This is a genomic window from Micromonospora sp. NPDC051924, assembly GCF_055586005.1.
Map to the genome: position 1 here is coordinate 44,716 of NZ_JBVJJA010000027.1, position 20,880 is coordinate 65,595.

The window sequence follows — 20,880 nt, forward strand, 5'->3', positions numbered from 1 at the left end:
ACCGGTCACCGGCAGGTCCAGCGCACCGGCCGGGCCCCCTGGTTGTCGAACTGGAGTTCCCCACCGAGCACCCGCCCGTCGTCGCTGAAACTGCGCACCCCGCCCCGCTTCTCGCCGCGCCAGCCGTCCGGCACGGGCAGCTTCACCGACTTCGTGTCGGTGAGCAGGCCGGGGACGTCGCCGGAGAGCCAGCCGGCCATCCAGCCCCGACCGTTTCCGGTCCCGTTGAAGAGCTGGCCCGGCAGCACGCCCGCCTTTCCGGTCCGCAGGTCGATCCGCACCGGATACAGGTTCGAGCCGCTACGGGGGATTCCCGGCTGGGTGTAGCGGTCGGCGATGCCGGTCACCCAGCCCTGGCTCAACGACAGCGGCAGGAACGTGTAGGCCTCCCCACCCGGCACCTGCGGCAACGGCAGCACCTCCGGCCGGGCGGCGCCTGGGCGCCACACCACCGCGCGGTTGGGCTGCCCCCGGTGCCCCTCGGACATGCTGGCCAGCACGGTGCCGTCCTCGTCGATGCCGATCGCCGTTCCCTCCCACTGCGGGCCGGGCAGCGGCAGGTCGACCGGCTGGCTCCGGTAGGAGTTCCAAACCACCGGTCGTTGAATAACCCCCGGTTCCCCCGGGGGCCGCTGGTTCCGGTAGCCGACGATCCGGCCGCCGTCGTTGACCGCCGTCGCGCCCGTGTTGGTCCCCTCGGGCAGGCTGATGATCTTGCCGTCGCTCACCGCCCACGCCCGCGGCCCGTCGCCACCGCCATCCCAGGACGAACCGACAGCCAAGCCGGACCGGTTGACGTCGGACAACTCCTGCATGGAGCCCGGCAACTCGACCTCCCGGACCCGGTCCCCCTCCCAGATCAGCAGGCCGAACTCCGGCATGCGGCTGCCCTGCCGAGATCGGCGGCCGACGAGCCATTGGCCGTCCGGGTCACCGCCGGTGACCTCGCCCCGTTTGTCGCCGCCGGGCACCGGCAGCAGCGCTGCCGTGCACACCCCCTCCCACGGGCCGGTCGGCCGCGGTCTCGGCGACGGCATTGACGGGCTCGGGCTCACCGCCGGCCCCGGGGCCGCCCGGTCACTCCGGTGCAGGATCCCGGGCAGCACGGCCACCACCAGCACGCCCAGCGCGGCCACCCCGGCCGCCGCCACCCGGCGGTTGCGTCGCCGCCGCCGGGCCTCCCGGATCGCCCCCGGCAGGTCTATCCGGGGCGGGCCCGCCGGCTCGTCGTCCAGTCGCCGCAGCAGGTCGGCGACGCGTTCGTCATCGGTCGTCATGGTCACCGCTCCTCTCCGGCCCGGCCGGCCAGCTCCCGGTCCCCGAGCAGTCGTCGCATCGCGGCCAGCCCGTGCGAGGTCTGGCTCTTCACCGTGCCGGGCGAGCAGCCCAGCGTGCGGGCCACCTCCTCCACCGGCAGGTCGTGCAGGAACCGCAGCACCAGCACCGCCCGCTGGCGGGGCGGCACCTTGGCCAGCGCCTCGCGCAGCACGGTCCGGTCCTCGGCGCCCCGGTCCTCGGTGGACCGCACGTCGGGTGGCCCGCCGAACAGGTGCACCCGCCACCAGCCGCGCCGCCGGGTGTCCAGGAACAGCCGGACCAGCACCGTCCGGACGTACGCGTCGAGCTGCTCGACCTCGCCGATCCGCGCCCAGCGCAGGTAGAGCCGCGTCGCGGTCTCCTGCATCAGGTCGTCGGCCTGGTCGGCGTCGCCGCAGAGCGCGTACGCGAGCCGGCGCAGCGCGGGCAGGCGCGCGGTGACGTACTCGACGTATTCCTGGTCCGATGCGTCCGGCATCCGGCCACCTCCGTGGGGTTCGCTCTTCCAGACGGCACCGCGTCGGAATCGGTTGTACGCGATCGAGGCGCAGCCGCGAGGATGACCGGGTGGAGATCCCCGAGAGTCTGCGGTGGACGGAACGGGTCCCGGCGGGCCGGGCCTGGCGGGCGGTGCTGCCGGACCGTCTGGCCGGGTGCGTCGCGCAGTGGCACCTCCGGGTGGTGGGACCCCCGTTCGGGTACGCGTTCGCCTCGCTGGCCGTGCCGGTCGAGCTGCCGGACGGCACGCCGGCCGTGCTGAAGCTGCAGTACCCGGACGACGACAGCCGGGACGAGGCGGCGGCGCTGGCCCACTGGGCCGGCCGGGGCGCGGTCCGGCTGCTGGCGCACGACGCGGAGCGGCGGGCGCTGCTGGTCGAGCGCTGCGTGCCCGGCACCCCGCTGTACGAGCTCGCGCCCGAGGTGGCGCTGGACGCGATGGTCGAGCTGCTGCCCCGGCTGGCCGTGCCGGCCAGCCCGCGGTTCACCCCGCTGGCCGAGGAGGCGGCCCGCTGGGCGGAGCGGATCCCGGCCGAGTGGGCGGCGGCCAACCGGCCGTACGAGCGGCGGCTGTTGGACGCCGCGCTCGGGTTGCTCGCCGACCTGGCGCCGAGCCAGGGCGAGCAGGTGTTGGTCAACCAGGACCTGCACGCCGGCAACGTGCTCCGGGCGGCCCGGGAGCCATGGCTGGCGATCGACCCGAAGCCGCTGACCGGCGAGCGGGAGTTCGGACCGGTGCCGATCGTGCGCGGGATGGAGCTGGGGCACTCGCCGGCGGCGGTCCGGCACCGGCTGGACCGGATCAGCGCCGAGCTGGGCCTGGACCGGGAGCGGGTCCGGGGCTGGACGATCGTGCACTGCACGGCGTGGAGCGTCGGCGAGGGGCAGGTCTTCCCGAACCAGGTCGAGGTGGTCCGCTGGCTGCTCGGCGCGGACTGACCGGTCCCCGGCGACGGCCGGGGACCGGTGCACGGGTCCGGTCAGGCCGGGTACGGGGCCGCGTCGCGTGCCGCCCGCAGGGCCCCGCTCCACCAGGCGAGCTGGTCCAGCAGGGTCTTGGCGTACCCGGGCGCCTGGGGGTCCAGCGGCCGGCCATCCTCCCAGCCGGTGAAGTAGTTCGCGAAGGCCAGGCCGTCGCGGATGGTCACCGCGTGCAGTTCGGTGAGGACGTTCTCCAGGTGCAGGACCGCATGGCGACCACCGGCAGCGCCGCCGTAGCTGACAAAGGCGACCGGCTTGGCCGTCCACTGGGTGAAGTGCCAGTCGATGGCGGCCTTCAGCGAGGCGGGGTAGCTGTGGTTGTACTCCGGCGTGACCAGGATGAAGGCGTCCGCATCCGTCAGCCGGGCGGTCAGCGACGCCATCCCCTCCGGGCGCGGGTAGGAGTCGCCGGCGAACTTCGGGGAGAGTGCCGGCAACGACAGCGGGACCTCGACCTCGGCGAGGTCGACGACGTCGACCTCGAACCCGCCGTGCTCGCGCGCCTGCTCGGCGACCCAGGAGGCGACGACCGGTCCGAACCGGCCCTCGCGGACGCTTCCGATGACAATGGCCAACTTGTGCTTCTCGCTCATGCGCTCCACGGTCCGCCGCCGCGACGGCCGCAACCAGACCGGGCGCAGGCTGGCCCTCGCAGGGCCACGCTACGAGATTCAAGGCCGCCCGCGTCCGCCCTAGACTCCGGACTCATGGGTACGCCGTTGGGGGATTTCGTCCGTGCCAAGCGCGACAGCATCCAGCCGGAGTCCTTCGGCCTGCCCGATCGCGGCCGGCGCCGCACACCCGGCCTGCGCCGCTCGGACGTGGCCGACCGCGCCGGGATCAGCGTCGAGTACCTCACCCGCATCGAGCAGGGACGCGACCGCAACCCGTCGCCCGGCGTGGTGAAGGCGCTCGCCGACGCCCTGAGCTTGGACGCCAGGGAGCGCAACCACCTGCGCTACCTCGTGAAGATCACCGGCGGGGCCTGCCCCGGGCACCCGCGGCCGGCGCCGCCGAACCGTGAGGTCCGGCCCACGGTGCTGGCGACCCTCCGACTTCTCGAGCCCGCGGCCGCGTTCGTCACCAACCGCCTCGGCGACGTGCTCGCGTACACGGGTGGGTTCGAGCTGATCATGCGGGGACTCGGGGTGCTCGACACCGAGTCGCCGAACCTGACCCGCTACGTGTTCACCGATCCGCGTGCCCGCAGGTTCCTCCCAGAGTGGGACCAGGTGGCCGACGAGCAGGCCTTCGACCTCTGGCTCGGACCGTCCGCGGAGACCGCCGAGTGGTTCAGGGCCGAACTCGCCCCGGTCGCCGGGCCGGAGTTCACCCGGCGGCTCCACCACCACCTGCCCCCGCCGCAGGTCCCGCTCCGGATGGACCATCCCACCGGGCCCGAGCTGCGCTGGCACCGGGAGAAGCTGGAGCTGTCGAGCACCGACGCCCAGCAGCTGGTCGTCCTCCTCCCCGCCGACGAGGCGACGGCGGCTGCCGTCGAGCAGCTCCGGCGCCGGCCGCGCGGCCTCCTTCGTGCGGCGAGTTGACGCCCACCGGCGTCAGTCGGCCTGGCAGGTGGCGCACCAGTAGAGGTTGCGGCCGGCCAGCTCGCCCCGGCTGACCCCGGTGCCGCAGACGTGGCACGGCGCGTCGGGGCGGCGGTAGACGTACACCTCGCCGCCGTGCCGGTCGACCCGCGGCGCGCGGCCCATCGCCTCCGGCAGGTGGATCTCCCGTACGGTGTCGATCCGCCCCCGCTCGACCGCGAGGGTCATCAGCGCGACCAGGTCGGCCCAAAGCTCCCGCCAGCCCGCCGGGGTCAGCTCGCGGCCGGGCAGGGTGGGCGGCAGTCCGGCCCGGAACAGCGCCTCGGTCACGAAGATCAGGCCGGTGCCGGCGACCACCGACTGGTCCAGCAGCAGCGCGGCCAGCGGGGTGGCGCTGCGCCGGATCCGCGCGTACGCCCGGTCCGGGTCGGCGTCGGCGCGCAGTGGGTCCGGGCCGAGCCGGTCGCGCAGCGCGGCGACCTCGGGCGGGGTGAGCAGTTCGCAGGCGGTGGGGCCGCGCAGGTCCAGCCAGTGCCGGTCGGATGACAGCCGCAGCCGGATCTGCCCGACCGGGGGCGGCGGCTCGCCGGGACCGTCGGTGACCTTGCCGTAGAGCCCGAGGTGCACGTGCAGGGTCAGCTCGCCGGCGTAGTGGTGCAGCAGGTGCTTTCCGTACGCCTCGGTGCTCTCCAGGACGGTGCCGGTGAGCCGGGCTGCGCCCTCGGCGAAGCGGCCCTGCGGGCTGGCGGCGTGCACCTTGTCGCCGGCGAAGAGCTCGGCGTGCCGGGCCGCCAGGCGGTGGATCGTGTGTCCCTCTGGCACGCCGGCAACGGTAGCCCCGGCCACCACGACGACGCCGACCGGAACGGGACGAACCCGTAGACGGGTGTCGACTTCCTCCGCACGGGGTACCTCCTCATTGTCATGCGCGGCCTCCGCGCCCTGATCAGGAGGTGTCGAAGTGAAGATCTTGTCTCGCCGGAACGGTCCGGCGCGCAGTGCGGATGTGAACGGCGACGGCGTCGTCGACGCCCGCGACGACAGCACCGTCGCCGACCGGGTGGACGGCACACCGGTGGTGACCGGCCGCGACGCGGAGCGGACGACCTACCGCAGCGGCGCGACCGCCGCCCCGCCCACCGGCCCGGCGGTCGCCCCGGACCCGGCCGAGGAGCGCACCGTCGACCTCGACCGGGACGGCCGGCCCGACCGCCCGGTGGCAACGGACCTGGACCGGGACGGCCGACCGGACCGGCCGGTCGAGCGGCCCGACCTGGACTCCCGGACCGCCCCGGTGGCGGTCGGCCCGAAGCCACGGGCCAGCCTGCTGGCCACCCTCGGCCTGATCGTCTCGGTGGCCGGCGCGCTGTTCGTGCTGACCGGCACCCTCGCCGGGTACGGCATCGGGCTCGGCGCGGTCGGCGCGGTGCTCTCCGTGCTCGGTCTGATGGCCACCCGCCGCCGGCACATCGCCGGCAAGACCGATGCGCTGATCGGCATCGTCGCCGGCCTGGCCGCCGTGGTGCTCGGCGTCGTGGCGATGACCGGCCAGTTCGACTGGCCGACCGCCGACGGCCAGTGGGTGGGCCGGTTCCGCGAGTGGCTCGACTCACAGTTTGCCAACTGGTTCTGACGGGCACTGTCCGGCTCGCCGGCGGAGCTCCGGCCCGCCCGATCAGCTCTGGTGGTTCACCGGCCGGGCAACACCTCTTTCGGGGGCGGCGGTTCGCCGCCCCCGAAGTGTGTCCGGGGACGCCTTTTCCGCGACGACGCCCTCGCGCGCGTCGAGCAGTTCCTCCCAGTGCTCCCGGGCTCAGGCGCAGGCGACCTCCATCGGACCGAGCAGGCTGCGCCCCAGCGGGGTCAGCGCCCACCGGCCGCTACCGGTTCGCGCCGGCCGACGCCGCGAGCCGGATCACGTACGCGGACCTGGCGGTCGCCGTGCTGGACGAGATCGGGACGCGCCGGCACCGGCACACGCACCTCGGGGCTGAGCGGGCCTGACCCGGAGACGCAACGATCCACCGCGAGATGTCGGCCAGACGCAACGATCCGACGCCGTACGCAACTTCTCGCGGTGGATGTCGTCGGCCCGCGCCACATACCGTTGGACCACGGCGCCAGCCCGTGGGCCGACGGTGGCCGGGCGCGCCCGACCCTGGGAGCACGACATGACGATGGACGCCATCCGCCAGCGCTTGCTGATGTGCCGGCCGACGTACTTCGCCGTCGACTACGCAATCAATCCGTGGATGGACCCCACCGCGCCGGTCGACGCCGACCTGGCGATCCGGCAGTGGGAGCAGCTCCGCCAGACGTACGTCGACCTGGGCCATGAGGTCGAGCTGATCGACCCGGTGGCCGGCCTGCCGGACATGGTCTTCGCCGCCAACGGCGGCACGGTGATCGACGGCAAGGCCATGGCGGTGCAGTTCCGCGACCCGCAGCGCGCCGACGAGGCCCCCGCCTACCGGGCCTGGTTCGAGGCCGCCGGCTTCGAGATGTACGACCCGAAGCACGTCAACGAGGGTGAGGGCGACGTCCTGCTGGTCGGCGACCACCTGCTGGCCGGCACCGGGTTCCGCACCGCGCACGCCTCGCACGCCCAGCTCCAGGAGGTCTTCGGCTACCCGGTGATCACCATGCAGCTGGTGGACCCGCGCTTCTACCACTTGGACACCGCCCTCACCGTGCTCGACGAGCGGACCGTGGCGTACCTGCCGGAGGCGTTCTCGCCGGGCAGCCGGGCGGTGCTGCGCCGGCTCTTCCCGGACGCGATCCACGCGACCATGGCCGACGCCGAGGTGCTGGGGCTGAACGCGGTCAGCGACGGGCGGCACGTGGTGCTGCCGGCCCAGGCCACCGACCTGGCCGCCAAGCTGCGCGACCGGGGCTACGAGACCATCGGGATCGACCTGTCCGAGCTGCGCAAGGCCGGCGGCGGACCGAAGTGCTGCACGTTGCGACTCCGACAGGGAAAGGCAGTCAAGTGATCGTCGACGACATGCTGCGGACGCCGTCCGCGGTCCGCGAGGCGGAGCGCCACACGGCGCACAACTACCACCCCCTGCCGGTGGTGATCTCGTCCGCCGAGGGTGCCTGGCTGACCGACGTGGACGGCCGCCGCTACCTGGACTGCCTGGCCGGCTACTCGGCGCTGAACTTCGGCCACCGGCACCCGAAGCTGATCGAGGCCGCGCACGCGCAGCTCGACCGGCTCACCCTGACCAGCCGCGCCTTCATCCACGACCAGTTCGCCGACTTCTGCCGGGAGCTGGCCGAGCTGTGCGGCAAGGACCTGGTGCTGCCGATGAACACCGGCGCCGAGGCGGTGGAGACCGGCATCAAGGTCGCCCGCAAGTGGGGCTACCAGGTCAAGGGCGTCACCCCGGGCCAGGCCAACATCGTGGTCGCCGAGGGGAACTTCCACGGCCGGACCACCACCATCGTCAGCTTCTCCACCGATGAGGACGCCCGCGCCGACTTCGGGCCGTACACCCCGGGCTTCACGGTCGTCCCGTACGGCGATCTGGCCGCGCTCACCGCCGCGATCGACGAGAACACCGTCGCCGTGCTGCTCGAGCCGATCCAGGGCGAGCAGGGCGTCGTGGTGCCACCGGAGGGCTACCTGCCGGGCGTCCGCGAGGTCTGCACCGAGCGCAACGTGCTGTTCATCGCCGACGAGATCCAGTCGGGCCTGGGCCGCACCGGCGCGACGTTCGCCTGCGACCTGGAGGGCGTCGTCCCGGACATGTACCTGCTCGGCAAGGCGCTCGGCGGCGGCATCGTGCCGGTCTCCGCGGTCGCCGCGAACGCCGACGTGCTCGGCGTGCTCAAGCCGGGCCAGCACGGCTCGACCTTCGGCGGCAACCCGCTGGCCTGTGCCGTCGCCACCGAGGTGGTCCGGCTGCTGGCCACCGGCGAGTTCCAGCGGCGCTCGGCCGAGCTGGGCGAGCGGCTGCACGCCGGGCTGCGCGGCCTGATCGGCAAGGGCCTGGTCGCCGTCCGGGGCCGGGGCCTCTGGGCCGGGCTGGACATCGACCCGGCGCTGATGACCGGCCGGCAGGCCTGCGAGCGGCTGATGGAGCGGGGCGTCCTGGCCAAGGACACCCACGGCTCGACCATCCGGCTCGCCCCGCCGCTGGTGATCACCGAGGAGGAGATCGACCACGCGGTGGCCCAACTCGCCGCCGTGCTGGCCGGCTGACCCCGTACGCGAAGAAGGGCGCCGGGACCACGACGGTCCCGGCGCCCTTCGCCGTCGGCGTCAGGGACGCGGCAGCCGCATCGCCATGGTGGGCGCCTCGGCCATCACCGAGGTCGGGCTGAACTTCGCGTCGCTGGGCAGCGCCTCGGCCCGGCCGACCTGCACCCCGGGATAGAGCTCGACGATGTCGCCCTCGGCGAGCACCCGGGACTGCTGCGGGGCGAGCGCGAGCCGATCCGCCTCGGCCATCGAGCCGCCGGGCCGGACACCCGAGCCGTTGGTGCTGGTGTCGGTCACGATCACCTCGCCGACCCGCAACTCGAACCGGACATGGCTGCGGCTGATCCACCGCCGCGCCTCGTCGTTGAGCCACTGGCCGAGCACGACACCGTCGGCCGGGTCCGGTGCCCGGCCGACCAGCACCGGCTGGGTCTCGGTGAGCACGAACCGCCGCCGCACCAGCCCGCCGATCCGGACCGCCAGCACCTCCGTACGCGGGCGCGGCCCGGCGTCGCCGAGCCGGGCGCCGTGCCGGGGACACGTCGGCACGCCGTTGCGCAGCGACGGTGGCGGCTGGCCGGCCGGGGCGCGATCCACCCGGGCCAGGTCGGCGAAGGCGCCCCCGCCCCCACCACCGCCGAAGAGGGCGCACCCGGGCTCGGGGCAGCGCCACTGCCGGGCCAGCAGCTTCGCGCCGACCGGCGACCGGCCGCCGGAGGTCGGGCTCTGCCCGCCGCCGACGTGGGCGATGAAGACCGGGCCGCCGGCGCCGGGCACCGGGGCGAGCACCCGTCCCGCCTGCCCGAGCCACGGGTAGCGCCCCTGCAACCCGTCGAACCGGACCCGGCTGAGCACCGGCAGGCCGAGCAGGTCGGCCACCTCGAGCACCCGGTCGCCGGGCTGGTCCAGCACCTCGACCAGGCCGTCGTCGGCCCAGCGCCGGACCACCATCCGCTCGTTGGAGGTCAGGTCCGCGTCGGAGAGCAGCGCCCGGTGCACGATCGCGTAGACCGGGACGCTGTCCTCCCCCAGCTCGCGGGAGAGGGCGTCGATCACCATGCCGAGCCGCAGCAGGCTGGCCGGCCGCCCGCCGTCCAGGTCCTGCCAGCGGATCACCTCGGCCAGGTCGACCACGGCGCGGGCCAACGAGGGGTCGGTGGTGACCCGGCCTTCGATGGCGTCCAGCACCTTGCTGATCTCGAATCTCATGGGGCGCTCCGGACGATGTCGTCGATCCGCCGGGCCGGGCTCGACCCGGCCGGCTCGTCCCGCACCGCCTCGGCGGTGAGCACGTCTGCCATGCGACGACCCTACCGTCAGGGCCGGTCAGGCCCGTTGTCCGGCACGGCGGGAAGCCGTACCGGCGGGCCGGGTCACCGGCGCCGCAGTGGGCGGCCCACCTCGTGCAGGTGTGCCAGCGCCTGCCGGTACGACTCGACCAGCCCGGTCTCCGCGTACGGAATGCCCTGTTCCGCGCAGTACGCCCGGACGATCGGCCGTGCCCGGCACAGGTTCATCCGGGGCATGTTCGGGAAGAGGTGGTGCTCGATCTGGTAATTCAGCCCGCCCAGCGCACCGTCCACGAACCGGCCGCCCCGCACGTTCCGCGAGGTGAGCACCTGTTTGCGCAGAAAGTCCAGGTCGTCCTCGCCGGTCGGCATCGGCATGCCCTTGTGGTTGGGGGCGAAGGCACACCCCATGTAGAGCCCCCACAGCCCTTGGTGGACGGCGACGAAAAGCAGCGCCTTGCCCGGCGACAGCACCGCGAACAGCAGGCCGAGGTAGCCGGCGGCGTGCGCGACGAGCAGCAGTGCCTCCACCGCGCGGTGCCGCACCGGGGTGCGCCACCGGCCGTCCGGCTCCCGGCCGACCAGCGCCTGGACGCTGGCCACGTGCAGCGCCAGCCCCTCCAGCAGAAGCAGCGGGAAGAAGAGCCACGCCTGCCGCTGGGCCAGCCACCGGCCGAACCCACGGGTCGCCACCGCCTGCTCGTACGTCCAGACCAGCGCGCCGGCCCCGACGTCCGGGTCCTCGTCGGTGTGGTTCGGGTTGGCGTGGTGCCGGTTGTGCTTGTCCACCCACCAGCCGTAGCTGAGCCCGACGGCGAGGTTGCCGGCGACCAGCCCGGCCAGCTCGCTCGGGCCGCGCCGACGGAACATCTGCCGGTGCCCGGCGTCGTGCCCGAGGAACGCCACCTGGGTGGTGGCCACCGCCATCCCGGCCGCCAACGGCAGCTGCCACCAGGAGTCGCCGACCGCCACCACCAGGGCCCACCCGGCCAGGTAGGCACCCAGGGTGAGCGCGATCCGGACCGCGTACCAGCCCGGCCGGCGGGCGAACAACCCGGCCTCGGCGACCCGGCGGGACAGCCGCGCGTAGTCACTGCCCCGCCGAGCCGGTGGTGCCGTCAACGTCGATGAGGTCATCCGATCCCGCTCCCCGGTTTCCATGGATCGCGCCGACGGCGCGACTCTCCGTCACCGAGTATGGCCGAAATGGTCGCTCTCAGTAATCCAGGCAACCCCCCAACCGCGGGTGGTGCTAGCCCTACCCCATCCGGCCGACCAGGGCGCGCAGCCGGGCCAGGTCCCGCCGCCGCCGCTCGTAGGTGGCGGCGAGCCCGATCAACGCCAGCCCGCCCAACCCCAGGAAGATCCACCGGGGCAGCAGGTCCCAGCCCCGGGCCAGCTCGTGCAGCGCGAGCGGCACCAGAGCCGCCGCGCCCAGCACGACCGGCGCCTGCCAGCGCCGGGCCGCCCCGGCGAGCACCACGGCCAGCGCGACCACGCCGAGCGCCAGCCGACGCCACGGCTGCGGGTCCGGTGCCGCCACCACCGACACCAGGCTGGGCAGGAGCGCCGCCGCCAGCCCCGGGCCGAGCGCGAGCCAGCTGTTCAGGCCGGGCCGGCTGCGCAGCGCCACCAGCCCGGCGCCGAGGGCCAACGCCGCCGCCGGCCCCGTGTACGCCTCCAGCACCGCCACGCCGCCGGCCGCCAGCAGCAGCCAGCCGCCGAGCAACTCGCTGCCACCGGCCACCGCGGCGAGGGCCCGGCGTCCGGCCGGCGACTCGCCCCGCCGGAGCACCCGTACCGCGACGACCACGCCCCACAGCACGCAGACCGCTGCCGCGGGCCGGAGCGCGCCGCCGGTGAGCAGCAACGCCAGCAGCGCCACCGCCTGGGCCGCCGCCTCCAGCGCCGCCGTCCCGACCGCCCGGCTCCCCGCCGCTGCCGGCCGGACCGGCATCCCGGCCCCGGCCGGCGACGTCGCCTCCGCGCCGCCGGCACGGATCGCACCGGCCGGCCGCAGCAGCGGTACGCCGTGCAGGACCAGCGCCGCCACCGCCAGAACGGCGAACCCGGCGGTCCGCACCGGTTGACCGGCGGCCAGCATGGCGGTCACCGCGAAGCCGGTGATCGCCCCCACGGCCGCCAGCCAGCCGGTCAGCCGGGTGCCGGCGCACCGGCCGGACACCCCGACGACCGCCGCGGCGACGACCAGCGCCCCGAGCCCGACGAGCGTCCCGGCCCGGGTGGCGAGGAGCCCGCCCAGCCCGGGCAGCACCAGCACCGCCCCCAGCGGCAGGGTCACCGGAAGCAGCGCCGGGCGCGGCGGGGCGAGCGCCGCGACCAGCAGCGCGCCGAGCCCGGTGCCGAACACCACGGCCGGCACCACGGGCCAGGGCGCGCCGGCCGCCGCCAGCAGCACCGGCAGCGCCACCGCGCCGAACGGCCACGCGACCAGCGCGGGCAGCCACCACCCGCCGCTCGAACGAATCCAGCTCGACGCCGCGCCGCGACCTGGCGCCGGCGCGATCCGGGCGTACCCCGCGGCGGCGGCCCCGAGCAGCAGCAGCGCCAGCCCGGCGCGCAGCGCGCCCGGGACGGGCCCGACGGCGGGCACCCCGGACCAGGGGCGGACCGGCAGTTCCGCCAGCACGCCGAGGGCGGCCGGAGCGGCGGCGGCCAGCGCGAGGGCGGCCAGCGCGGCGGCGACCACCCGCGGAGCGATCGTCATGCGACGACTCCAGCTCGGCGCGTCTGGCGCCGCGCGGCGACCTGGAGCCGTCGGCCGGGTGCCCCCGCTGACGGCCAGCGCCAGCAGCACGCCCGAGGCGGCGTAGAGCGACACCGGTTCACCGCCGGGCAGGAGCAGTGGCGTGGCCGCGACCGCGGCGACCACGACGGCGAAGCCGGTGGAGGCGTACCCGTGCAGGTCGGGCCAGTGTCGACGGACCGCGAGGACGGCGACCACCAGCACCCCGACGGCCGCGGCGGCGCCCCGGAGCTGCCACCAGGACGGCGCGCCGAAGCCGAGCAGGGCCACCGCCACCGCCTGCGGCACGGCGACCAGCGCCGCCGCGAGCGCCACGCCCCCGACGGCCGGCTGCGCGCCGCTGCCGTGCCGGCTCAGGGCCGCCGCCAGCACGCCGAGGGCGGCGACGACGGCGAGCGCGGTCGCCGCTCCGGCCGGGCCGGCGCGGCCGACCAGCAGGGCGTGCCCGGACAACACGGCGGCGGCGAGCGCGGGAACGACGACGGCTCCGGGTCGCGGCGCGGCGGCCGACGCACCGGGCTGGGGCCGTCGGACGCCGGCCGGCCGGTACAGGGCGGCGAGCAGCAACGCGGCGGCCACGACCAGGTCGAGCGCCACCACCAGCGGCCACCGGGTGACCGTGGCGGACGGTACGGCCAGCACGGCCAGCGTGCCGCCGACCGCGCCCACGACGGGCCAGCCGGCCCGGGGCACGTGCAGCGCCACCGCTCCGGCGGTGAGCGGGACGGCCACCAGGAGTTGCCAGCCCCACGACCAGGTCGGCACGGGCTCGGCTCCCGACCAGGCCGGGTAGGAAGCGAGGGCGGTGGCCCCGCCGACGAACGCGGCGCCGGACACCACGACCTGGCCCAGGCCGGCCGTGATCGCGAGCGTCCCCACCCGCGGCCCGGTACGCAGCCGCTCCGGCAGCGCCCGCACCGCCCCGGACAGCCCGGCCGCCACCAGCGCGGCGGCCAGCAGCAGCAGTCCCGGCCGGAGTTCGGCGACCGGTCGGAGCAGCGCGGTGGCGAGCACCGGCACCAGCAGCCCGGCCGCGACGACGCGGTGCTGGCGGCCGCCGGCCGCCAGCGCGCCGGCCAACAGGACGAGCGCCACCAGCAGCAGCGGGCCGCCGGCCAGCAGCGGGCTGCCGGCCGCCCGCCCCAGGGCGAGCGGCACCAGCGCGCAGCCGGCCGCGACGGCCAGCGCGACGGCGTGGCCGACCCAGCCGAGCACCTGCCCGGCGAGCAGCGCCGCCGGCACCGCGCGCCGGCCCGCCACGGTCGCCCCGGCCGGCGCGGCCGGACCGGCGGACCCGGTGCCCCGGCCGGTGGGCACCACACCGGAACCGGCGGGCATCGCACCCGGACCCGCCGGCACCGCAGCCGGGTCGACCGGCGCGAACGGGCCGGCGGGCGGCGGCGCGGCGGCCGGCCCCCCGCCGGCCACCGCTTCCCCGTACCGCGGGTCGGGATGGACCGGCCCCCCGCCGGTCACCCCGTCCCGGACCGGGGCCCCGCCGACGGGCGACGGCACCCCGGTCCGCTCCCGGACCGCGCCGCCCACCCGCGACGCGATCCGGTTCCGCAGGACGACCACCACCACGAGGTCGCCCAGCGCCACGCCGGCGAGTACCACCGCCCAGCCGGCCGCGGACGGCTCCGCCGCGGCCACCGCCAACGGCAGCACCGGCTGCGCGGTCAGCCACGCGGCGAACCACGGCACGGTGAGCCGGCTCAGCCGCGCGTACCCGGCCGCCACGGCCGCGCCGATCCCCCCGACCAACGCGGCGTACCGGCTCACCGGCCAGCCGGTCACCCCGAACAGGTCCACCGACCAGGCCGCGTAGCCGTCGAGCAGCACCAGCAGCAGCCCCACCGCGGCGAACGTCTCGGCGGTGCCGGGCAGCCCGCGCCGGCGGGCCAGCAGCGGCGCGGCCAGGGCGAGCGCGGTGCAGGCGAGCAGGATCAGCGCCCGCCCCGCCACCCCGAACGCGGCCCAGGCGACCGCGGTGAAGACCACCGCCGCCGTGCCGAGCAGCAGTCCACCGAGGACGAAGAGGAGACCCTGCACCGCTCGGGTCGAGGTCTCCGCCCCGCCCGGCCGCTCGGCGACGGCCGGCAGCGGCGGCACGGGCCGAGGCTGGGGCTGCGGCGCCGGCACGACCGGGCCCGGGGACGGGATCTCCCGCCGGATCCGGGCGCCGAGCTCCGCCCGGCGAACCACGGCCGTGCCGAGCCGCGCGTTCAGCTCCTGGTACGCCACCCGGGCCTGCTCCACCTGCGGCGCCAGCGTGGCGATCTCCCGGTCCAGCCGGATCACCTCGGCGGCCGGCGGGTACGGCGGTCGACCGCAGCCACGGCAACCGGCGACGAGATCGGCGGGGGCGCCGCAGCCGGGACAGGGGTAGCCGGTGTTCTCCACCCGACCAGCATCGTGGCCGGGGGCAAGGGCGAACAGAGTAGGAGTACCTAGGGTCTGGTCTGCTCGTGCACCCAGGCCGCGTAGTCGGGGTTGCCGCTCTCCACCCGGGTCACCAGGATCTCCGGCACCTCGTACGGGTGGTTGACGCGGAGCTGGTCGACCAGGGCGTCCACCCGGTCCGGCGCGGTCTTGAACTGCACCGACCACTCGGTGGTGGTCTCGATCGCGGACCGCCACCAGTAGGTGCTGTCCACCTGGCCGCCGACCTGGGCACAGGCCGCCAGACGGCCGGCGACGGCCGCGGCGGCGAGGACGTCCGCCACCCGGCGGGCGTCCACCACCGTGGTCACCACGCAGATCTGCTCCACGAGCGCACCCTACGCGGCGTGCCGGCCGGGGTGGGTCAACCGGCGGTGACGCCGTCGCGGTTGGCGGCGATCCACTGGTCGATCCGCGCCCACCAGTCGAAGAGCCACTCGATGCGCTGCTGCTTGCCGGCCGGGATCTCCTCCGGCGGCACCGACCAGAAGCGCATCACGATCCGCTTGTCCATCGGCAGCTCCCGCCAGACGTCGGTGACGGTGAGCATGCGGTCCAGCCCGGTGTGCGCCACGAAGATCACCCCGGCGTCCGGGGCGGCGTCCAGGGCGGCGAGCAGCCCGCCCGGCTGCGGGGCGAGCACGTGCTGCATCCGCTCGGCGCGCAGCGCCATCCGTTCCAGGCCGAGCGCGTGCAGCCGGGCGATGGCCCGCAGCCGCCGTTTCGGGGTGAAGTTGCCGCCCTCCGGGAAGATCACGAACGCGTCGTCGTCGTCCAGATCGGTGGCGAGGTGCCCGATCTGCCGGACCGCCGACTCCCGGCCGTCCGGTCCCGGCGCGATGAACCGGTTGGGCAGCCGGTTGAGCAGGACGTCGATCGCGGGGTCCCACTGCAGGCTCTCCTTGAGCACGATCCGGGGCTCCCGGTGGAACCAGTTCACCAGCGCGTGGATCAGGATGAACGAGTCACCGGGGCCGGCATGCCGGCAGAGCACCAGCTCGGGACGTCCGGGCAGCGCGGTGTCCGGGTCGGTGCCGACCACGTCGATGCGCAGCCGCAGCGTCCAGCGGGCCTGCCAGAACAGCACCCGCAGGAAGCGGCCGGCGAGCAGGTAGTGCGCCCGCTGGAAGGCCGGCGAGCGCTTGTACCTCCCGAAGCCCGAGGCCAGCCAGAGCGCGAAGAGGGCGAGCAGCGCGGCGGCGTCCCAGAGCAGGTAGACCGTGCCGATCCAGAGCAGCCGCAGCGGCCGGAGCCGCCCCGGCACCAGCGGCGAGGCGGCCAGCGCCAGCAGCGCCCAGCCGGGCAGGGTGACCAGGACCGCGACGGCCAGCAGCACCACGCCGGGGGCGACGACCAACCGGCGAACCCACCGCGGTGGCAGCGGCATCAGCGCTCCTGCCGGGCGTCCAGGTAGCGGCGGGAGGCGGTGTACGCGCGGCTGATCCGCCGCCCCACCGCGGCCATGTCGCGGTACGCCCACGGGCTGTCCTCGCGCGGCCCCGGGCCGCCGGTGGGCAGCACGTGCACCTCCACCCCCTCCGGCAGGGCCGCCATCTCCCGGGCGAACCGGTGCCGCCGGGCGATCTCGAAGGCCACCTGGGCGATCTCCCAGGGCCGCCGGGGCGGGGACAGCTCGCGTTCGATCCGCCCCACCTGGAGGACGAAGATCTGCTTCGCCCCGGCGGCGACCGCCTCGCCCACCGGGATCGAGTTGACCACCCCGCCGTCGATGTAGTGCTGGCCGTCGATCTCGGTGGGCGGCAGCAGGCCGGGGACCGAGGCGGAGGCGAGCACCGCCGGCACCAGCGGTCCGCTGTGGAACCAGTGCTCGGCGGCCCGCTCGATGTTCGCCGCGCAGCAGCGGAACGGCACCTTGAGGTCGGCGAAGGTGGTTTCCTCGCCCAGTTCGTTCTCCAGCAGCCGGCGCAGCGGCCGGGGCGAGTGCAGGTGGGTGCGGGCCGCGAAGCGGCGCAGCTGCCGGGCGACGGAGTCGCCATACACCTCGCTCGCCTCCGGGGAGGCCCAGAGCCGGACCAGCCGGTCGGTGACCGCCTCGGTCGGGTCGGCGGCGACCAGGGCGCCGTTGACCGCGCCGATCGAGGTGCCGAGCACCATGTCCGGCCGGATGCGGGCGCGGAACAGGGCCCGCAGCATGCCCACCTCGACCGCGCCCAGCACCCCGCCGCCACCGAGCACGAACGCCACCGGACCACCTGCCATGCCGTTCATCCTGGCACGCGGCCGGAAGGCGGCCCGGTTGAGCCGGTCCCGCCGGCGGCCGTGCTCACCCGGGGCGACCGGCGGCGCACAGCCGGCCGACCATGGACCGGACAGTCGTTGACAGGTCGGACACATTCCCGCAACCTGATACCGCTCCCAAGCCCAGGCAGGTGCGAGGTGAAGGCGTCACTGCACGGCGGCAGGCTGCTGGCCCGCAGGTACCGGCTCATCGACCAGATCGGGGCCGGTGGCATGTCCGTGATCTGGCGTGCCCGCGACGAGGTGCTGGACCGGATCGTCGCGGTGAAGGTGCTCGCGCCGTCGCTCGCCGCGGACGCCCGCTTCCGGGACATGGTGCGCGAGGAGGCCCGGTCCGCCGCCCAGCTGGTCCACCCGCACGTCACCGCCGTCCACGACTACGGCGAGACGGTGGCGCCGGACGGCAGCATCACCTCCTTCGTGGTGCTTGAACTGCTCGCCGGCGAGGAGCTGGAGCACCGGCTCACCGAGGGGCCGCTGCCCTGGCCGCAGGCGGTGGAGATCGGCGCGCAGGTGGCCGAGGCGCTGGCCGCCGCGCACCGGCTGGGCATCGTGCACCGGGACATCACCCCGGCGAACGTGATGATGACCCGGGTCGGCGCGAAGGTCCTCGACTTCGGCATCGCCACCCGGGTCGGCGCGCCCGACGAGGACGAGGACGGCGGCACCTTCGGCACCCCGGCGTACGTGGCGCCGGAACGGCTGGACGGCACGCCGTCCCAGCCCGCCACCGACGTCTATTCGCTGGGCGTGCTGCTGTTCGAGACGCTGACCGGTCAGGTGCCGTACCCGGCGGACACCTGGGAGCAGCTCAGCGCGGCGCCGGCCGAGAGGTCGGCGCCCACGCTGGACGTACCCGGGCTGCCCGCGCCGGTCGCGGAGATCTGCCTGCGCTGCCTGGCCCGCGAGCCACGGCGGCGGCCCACCGCGCACCAGGTGGCGGCGGCGCTGCGGGACCAGTTACTGCCCGCCGACCCGCAGGCCGCCACGACGGTCGGCGCGGGCCCGGCCGGCGCCGGTCGCCCGGCGACCCGTCGCCGACCGCTGCTGGTGGGGGTCGGTGTGGTGGTGGTCGCCGGGGCCGCGCTGCTGGTGCCCGCCCTGATCCCGGACGAGCAGCCGCCGTCCGGTGGGCTGCCGGCCACCGGGCCGGTGGTCGTCCCCTCCGCCGCGCCGCCGACCCGGGGCACCGCCTGGTCCGAGCCCCCGTCGCCGAGCCCCAGCCGGCCCGCCCGCACGACCGGCAGTGCGCCCGCGCCGCCGCCCGCGGTCCGCCTGGTCGAGGCGGCCAACCGGGTGGAGGGCCTGATCGAGGCCGGGCTGGCCGCCGGCCAGATCCGCGGCGACGTCGGGGTGGACCTGCGCAACCTGCTGCACAACGCGACCGCCGCGTCGGGGGCGGCCGACCTGGCCGCCGCGGTGGACCGGCTCCGCGGCAAGATCGCCGAGCGGCAGCGGGAGGGCAGCATCAGCCCGGAGTACGCCCACCAGCTCGACGCGGCCGCGGCCGACCTGGCCGGCGCCCGCGCCTGACCGGTCAGCGGGCGACGACCGGGATCGCCCGCCGCTCCCCCCCGTACGCGGCTCGGGCCGCCAGGAAGGTCCGGTACACCGACTCGTAACCGAGTGCCATCCGCTCCACGGAGAAGTTCTCCGCAACGTGGGCCACGCAGTCGGCCGGGTCCAGGTCGGACGACCGGCGCAGCGCCGCGGGCAGCTCCTCGGGCCGGTCGCAGACCAGCCCGGTCAACCCGGGCCGGACCAGCTCCGGCACGGCGCCCCGGCGCAGCGCGACCACCGGCGTGCCGGTCGCCATCGCCTCGACCATCACCATGCCGAACGGCTCCTCCCACTGGATCGGCATGATCAGGCAGCGGGCGTCGAGCAGCAACCGGAGGGTCGCCTCCCGGTCGGCGTTCAGCACGAGGGTGACGTCCTCGTCCAGCATCGGCTCGACCACCTGCGCGAGGTAGCGGCGTTCGGCCGGCTCGTTGCACTTGCCGGCGAGGGTGAGCGGCAGGCCGGCCGCCCGGCAGGCCCGGATCGCCAGGTCCGGGCCCTTGTCCGGGCTGAACCGGGCCAGCCAGAGCACCGGGCCCCGGCCGGGGGCACGCTTGCGCGGAAAGTCGCGCAGCGGCATCGCGTTGTGCACCGTGCCGACCCAGGGCAGGTCCGGGTTCGCCCGGCGCTGCGCGTGCGAGATGGCGACCAGACCCACGCCGTGGTCGGTGTTGCTCAGCACCGTGCCGTACTCCCCCACCGGGTTGCCGTGCACGGTGGCCACGGTGGGTACGGTCCGGCGGCCGGCGACCATCGGGCCGATGGTGGTGTGGTCGTGCACGATGTCGAAGTCGGCGGGATCGACCAGGCGGTTGACGTGGGCCAGATGGGCCAACTCGGGCAGCGACTCGCCCAGCCGCTCGTACTGGAGGTCGGCGCAGGTGGAAACGAAGTCGGCGGCCGTGCCGTGGTCCCGGCCCGCGCCGAAGACGGTCACCGCGTGGCCATGGTCGACCAGGGCGTCCACCAGGCCGGCCACCACCTGCTCCAGGCCGCCGTAGCCGGGGGGCGGCACCGACAGCCAGGGCGGCGCCACCATCGCGATCCGCAACGGGCGGGCGCGCGAGCGGTCCGACGGCAGGTGGTTCACGGCCACGAGTCCTCCCCGACGTACGTGATCAACGGCGCATTCCCGGCCCGACCGGCGGTAAACGGAGGCCCGCCTGCTCAGCCGGTCACGACGATCCGGTCGTGCACCTCGCGTACGCCGGGCGTGGTCCAGGCGGCCCGTTCCGCCTCCTCCCGCTGCCACCACGAGCGGACCACCCCGCCGAGTACCACGGTGTCGCCGCTGACCTGGACGTCGATCCGTTCCGTGCCGGTCCGCCGGAACAGCACCCGGGCCAGGTCGCGGCGATTCTGCTCGTCGCTGGGTGGGGTGGGCGGCCGCACCTCGATCAGGTTGGTGACCCCGCGTACGCCCCGCAGCCGGCGCAGCTCCCGCTCGGCGGTACGCCGTTGGAAGCCGTACTCCACCTCGCCGCGGAGCATCACCCAACCGTCGGCGACGGTCACGTCCAGCCGCTCGGCGGGGACGAAGCTGTCCCACTCCAGCGCCCGACTGGCCGCGATGGCGATGTCGGCGTCGGTGCGCTCCTCGGCGACGGGCAGGCGTACCTCGAGGTCGCTGGCGACGGCGCGGACCCCGCGTACCCGGTGGGCGCAGCGCTCGGCCGCCCAGCGCCGGGCGTAGCTGTCCACCTGGCCGGTCAGCGTCACCACGCCGTCGGCGACGGTCACGCCGATCTCGGCCGGCCGGGTCTGCGCGTCCCAGTCCAGCTCGGCGAGCACGTCCCGCTGGATCTCCGGATCGGTGCGGACGGCGGCGGTGGTGGTCATGACGTCCCCTCCCGTGCGGTTTCCGGTGCGTCGAGCGTGCCGCCGGACGGGGTGAGCCGGGCTCACCCGGAGCGGGTGAGAGCCGAAAAACGGGCGGGGGGGGGGGGGGGGGGGGGGGGGGGGGGGGGGGGGCGGGAGGCCGCGGCGGCATGGGGGGGGGGGGTTTGGGGGCGG

Annotated in this window: 18 protein-coding genes; 6 read left to right on the plus strand and 12 right to left on the minus strand. The window is 75.6% G+C overall.

From position 1 onward, the window contains the following. Positions 1-5 precede the first annotated feature (5 nt). Positions 6-1,277 carry a hypothetical protein gene (locus ACZ6S5_RS21405; RefSeq protein WP_466002972.1) on the minus strand — a complete coding sequence of 424 codons (1,272 nt, stop codon included), beginning with the start codon at positions 1,275-1,277 and terminating at the stop codon, positions 6-8. Positions 1,278-1,279: 2 nt separating this feature from the next. Continuing rightward, entirely contained in the window at positions 1,280-1,795 is a 516-nt protein-coding gene (locus tag ACZ6S5_RS21410; protein ID WP_466002974.1) for a SigE family RNA polymerase sigma factor, read from the minus strand. An 89-nt stretch (positions 1,796-1,884) separates the two neighbouring features. Between ACZ6S5_RS21410 and ACZ6S5_RS21415 the strand changes: the two genes are divergently transcribed. Next, a complete protein-coding gene (locus ACZ6S5_RS21415; protein WP_466002975.1) occupies positions 1,885-2,754 on the plus strand; it encodes an aminoglycoside phosphotransferase family protein in 870 nt (289 codons plus the stop codon). A gap of 41 nt (positions 2,755-2,795) precedes the next feature. Here ACZ6S5_RS21415 and ACZ6S5_RS21420 read toward each other — a convergent pair whose 3' ends face one another. Further along, positions 2,796-3,389 (minus strand): NADPH-dependent FMN reductase, encoded by a 594-nt coding sequence (locus ACZ6S5_RS21420; RefSeq protein WP_466002977.1) that lies wholly within the window; start codon positions 3,387-3,389, stop codon positions 2,796-2,798. Between the two features lie 114 nt (positions 3,390-3,503). Between ACZ6S5_RS21420 and ACZ6S5_RS21425 the strand changes: the two genes are divergently transcribed. After that, entirely contained in the window at positions 3,504-4,343 is an 840-nt protein-coding gene (locus tag ACZ6S5_RS21425; RefSeq protein WP_466002979.1) for a helix-turn-helix domain-containing protein, read from the plus strand. Between the two features lie 12 nt (positions 4,344-4,355). On the opposite strand, the gene ACZ6S5_RS21430 is transcribed toward ACZ6S5_RS21425, so the two are convergent. Further along, on the minus strand, positions 4,356-5,165 hold the full coding sequence (locus tag ACZ6S5_RS21430; RefSeq protein ID WP_466002981.1) for an Fpg/Nei family DNA glycosylase: 810 nt from the start codon (positions 5,163-5,165) through the stop codon (positions 4,356-4,358). A 139-nt stretch (positions 5,166-5,304) separates the two neighbouring features. Between ACZ6S5_RS21430 and ACZ6S5_RS21435 the strand changes: the two genes are divergently transcribed. The 3 genes from ACZ6S5_RS21435 to rocD all read left to right on the plus strand — a co-directional run bounded on the left by ACZ6S5_RS21435 (position 5,305) and on the right by rocD (position 8,550). Next, positions 5,305-5,976, plus strand: coding sequence for a thrombospondin (locus tag ACZ6S5_RS21435; RefSeq protein ID WP_466002983.1), 672 nt, complete (start codon positions 5,305-5,307; stop codon positions 5,974-5,976). Between the two features lie 544 nt (positions 5,977-6,520). After that, a complete protein-coding gene (ddaH, locus tag ACZ6S5_RS21440; protein ID WP_466003078.1) occupies positions 6,521-7,336 on the plus strand; it encodes a dimethylargininase in 816 nt (271 codons plus the stop codon). Then, positions 7,336-8,550, plus strand: coding sequence for an ornithine--oxo-acid transaminase (gene rocD / locus ACZ6S5_RS21445; protein ID WP_466003080.1), 1,215 nt, complete (start codon positions 7,336-7,338; stop codon positions 8,548-8,550). Before ddaH ends, rocD begins: the two co-directional genes overlap by 1 nt. A gap of 60 nt (positions 8,551-8,610) precedes the next feature. On the opposite strand, the gene ACZ6S5_RS21450 is transcribed toward rocD, so the two are convergent. The 6 genes from ACZ6S5_RS21450 to ACZ6S5_RS21475 form a co-directional block, all read right to left on the minus strand. Further along, positions 8,611-9,759 carry an FHA domain-containing protein gene (locus ACZ6S5_RS21450; protein ID WP_466002985.1) on the minus strand — a complete coding sequence of 383 codons (1,149 nt, stop codon included), beginning with the start codon at positions 9,757-9,759 and terminating at the stop codon, positions 8,611-8,613. 164 nt (positions 9,760-9,923) lie between these two features. After that, a complete protein-coding gene (locus ACZ6S5_RS21455) occupies positions 9,924-10,976 on the minus strand; it encodes a fatty acid desaturase family protein (RefSeq protein WP_466002987.1) in 1,053 nt (350 codons plus the stop codon). A 121-nt stretch (positions 10,977-11,097) separates the two neighbouring features. After that, positions 11,098-15,009 carry an SCO7613 C-terminal domain-containing membrane protein gene (locus ACZ6S5_RS21460; protein ID WP_466002989.1) on the minus strand — a complete coding sequence of 1,304 codons (3,912 nt, stop codon included), beginning with the start codon at positions 15,007-15,009 and terminating at the stop codon, positions 11,098-11,100. A 47-nt stretch (positions 15,010-15,056) separates the two neighbouring features. Beyond that, positions 15,057-15,377 carry a divalent-cation tolerance protein CutA gene (cutA, locus tag ACZ6S5_RS21465; protein ID WP_466002991.1) on the minus strand — a complete coding sequence of 107 codons (321 nt, stop codon included), beginning with the start codon at positions 15,375-15,377 and terminating at the stop codon, positions 15,057-15,059. Positions 15,378-15,412: 35 nt separating this feature from the next. After that, positions 15,413-16,435, minus strand: a complete 1,023-nt coding sequence (locus ACZ6S5_RS21470) for a 1-acyl-sn-glycerol-3-phosphate acyltransferase (RefSeq protein WP_466002993.1) — start codon at positions 16,433-16,435, stop codon at positions 15,413-15,415. Next, on the minus strand, positions 16,435-17,268 hold the full coding sequence (locus ACZ6S5_RS21475) for a patatin-like phospholipase family protein (RefSeq protein ID WP_466002995.1): 834 nt from the start codon (positions 17,266-17,268) through the stop codon (positions 16,435-16,437). Before ACZ6S5_RS21475 ends, ACZ6S5_RS21470 begins: the two co-directional genes overlap by 1 nt. A gap of 177 nt (positions 17,269-17,445) precedes the next feature. Between ACZ6S5_RS21475 and ACZ6S5_RS21480 the strand changes: the two genes are divergently transcribed. After that, complete coding sequence (locus ACZ6S5_RS21480; protein ID WP_466002997.1) at positions 17,446-18,840, plus strand: serine/threonine-protein kinase; 1,395 nt, start codon at positions 17,446-17,448, stop codon at positions 18,838-18,840. 4 nt (positions 18,841-18,844) lie between these two features. On the opposite strand, the gene ACZ6S5_RS21485 is transcribed toward ACZ6S5_RS21480, so the two are convergent. Then, positions 18,845-19,963: a glycosyltransferase family 4 protein gene (locus ACZ6S5_RS21485; protein ID WP_466002999.1), complete on the minus strand. Its 1,119-nt coding sequence runs from the start codon at positions 19,961-19,963 to the stop codon at positions 18,845-18,847. Positions 19,964-20,034: 71 nt separating this feature from the next. After that, positions 20,035-20,706 (minus strand): BON domain-containing protein, encoded by a 672-nt coding sequence (locus ACZ6S5_RS21490; RefSeq protein WP_466003001.1) that lies wholly within the window; start codon positions 20,704-20,706, stop codon positions 20,035-20,037. Between the last annotated feature and the right edge of the window lie 174 nt (positions 20,707-20,880).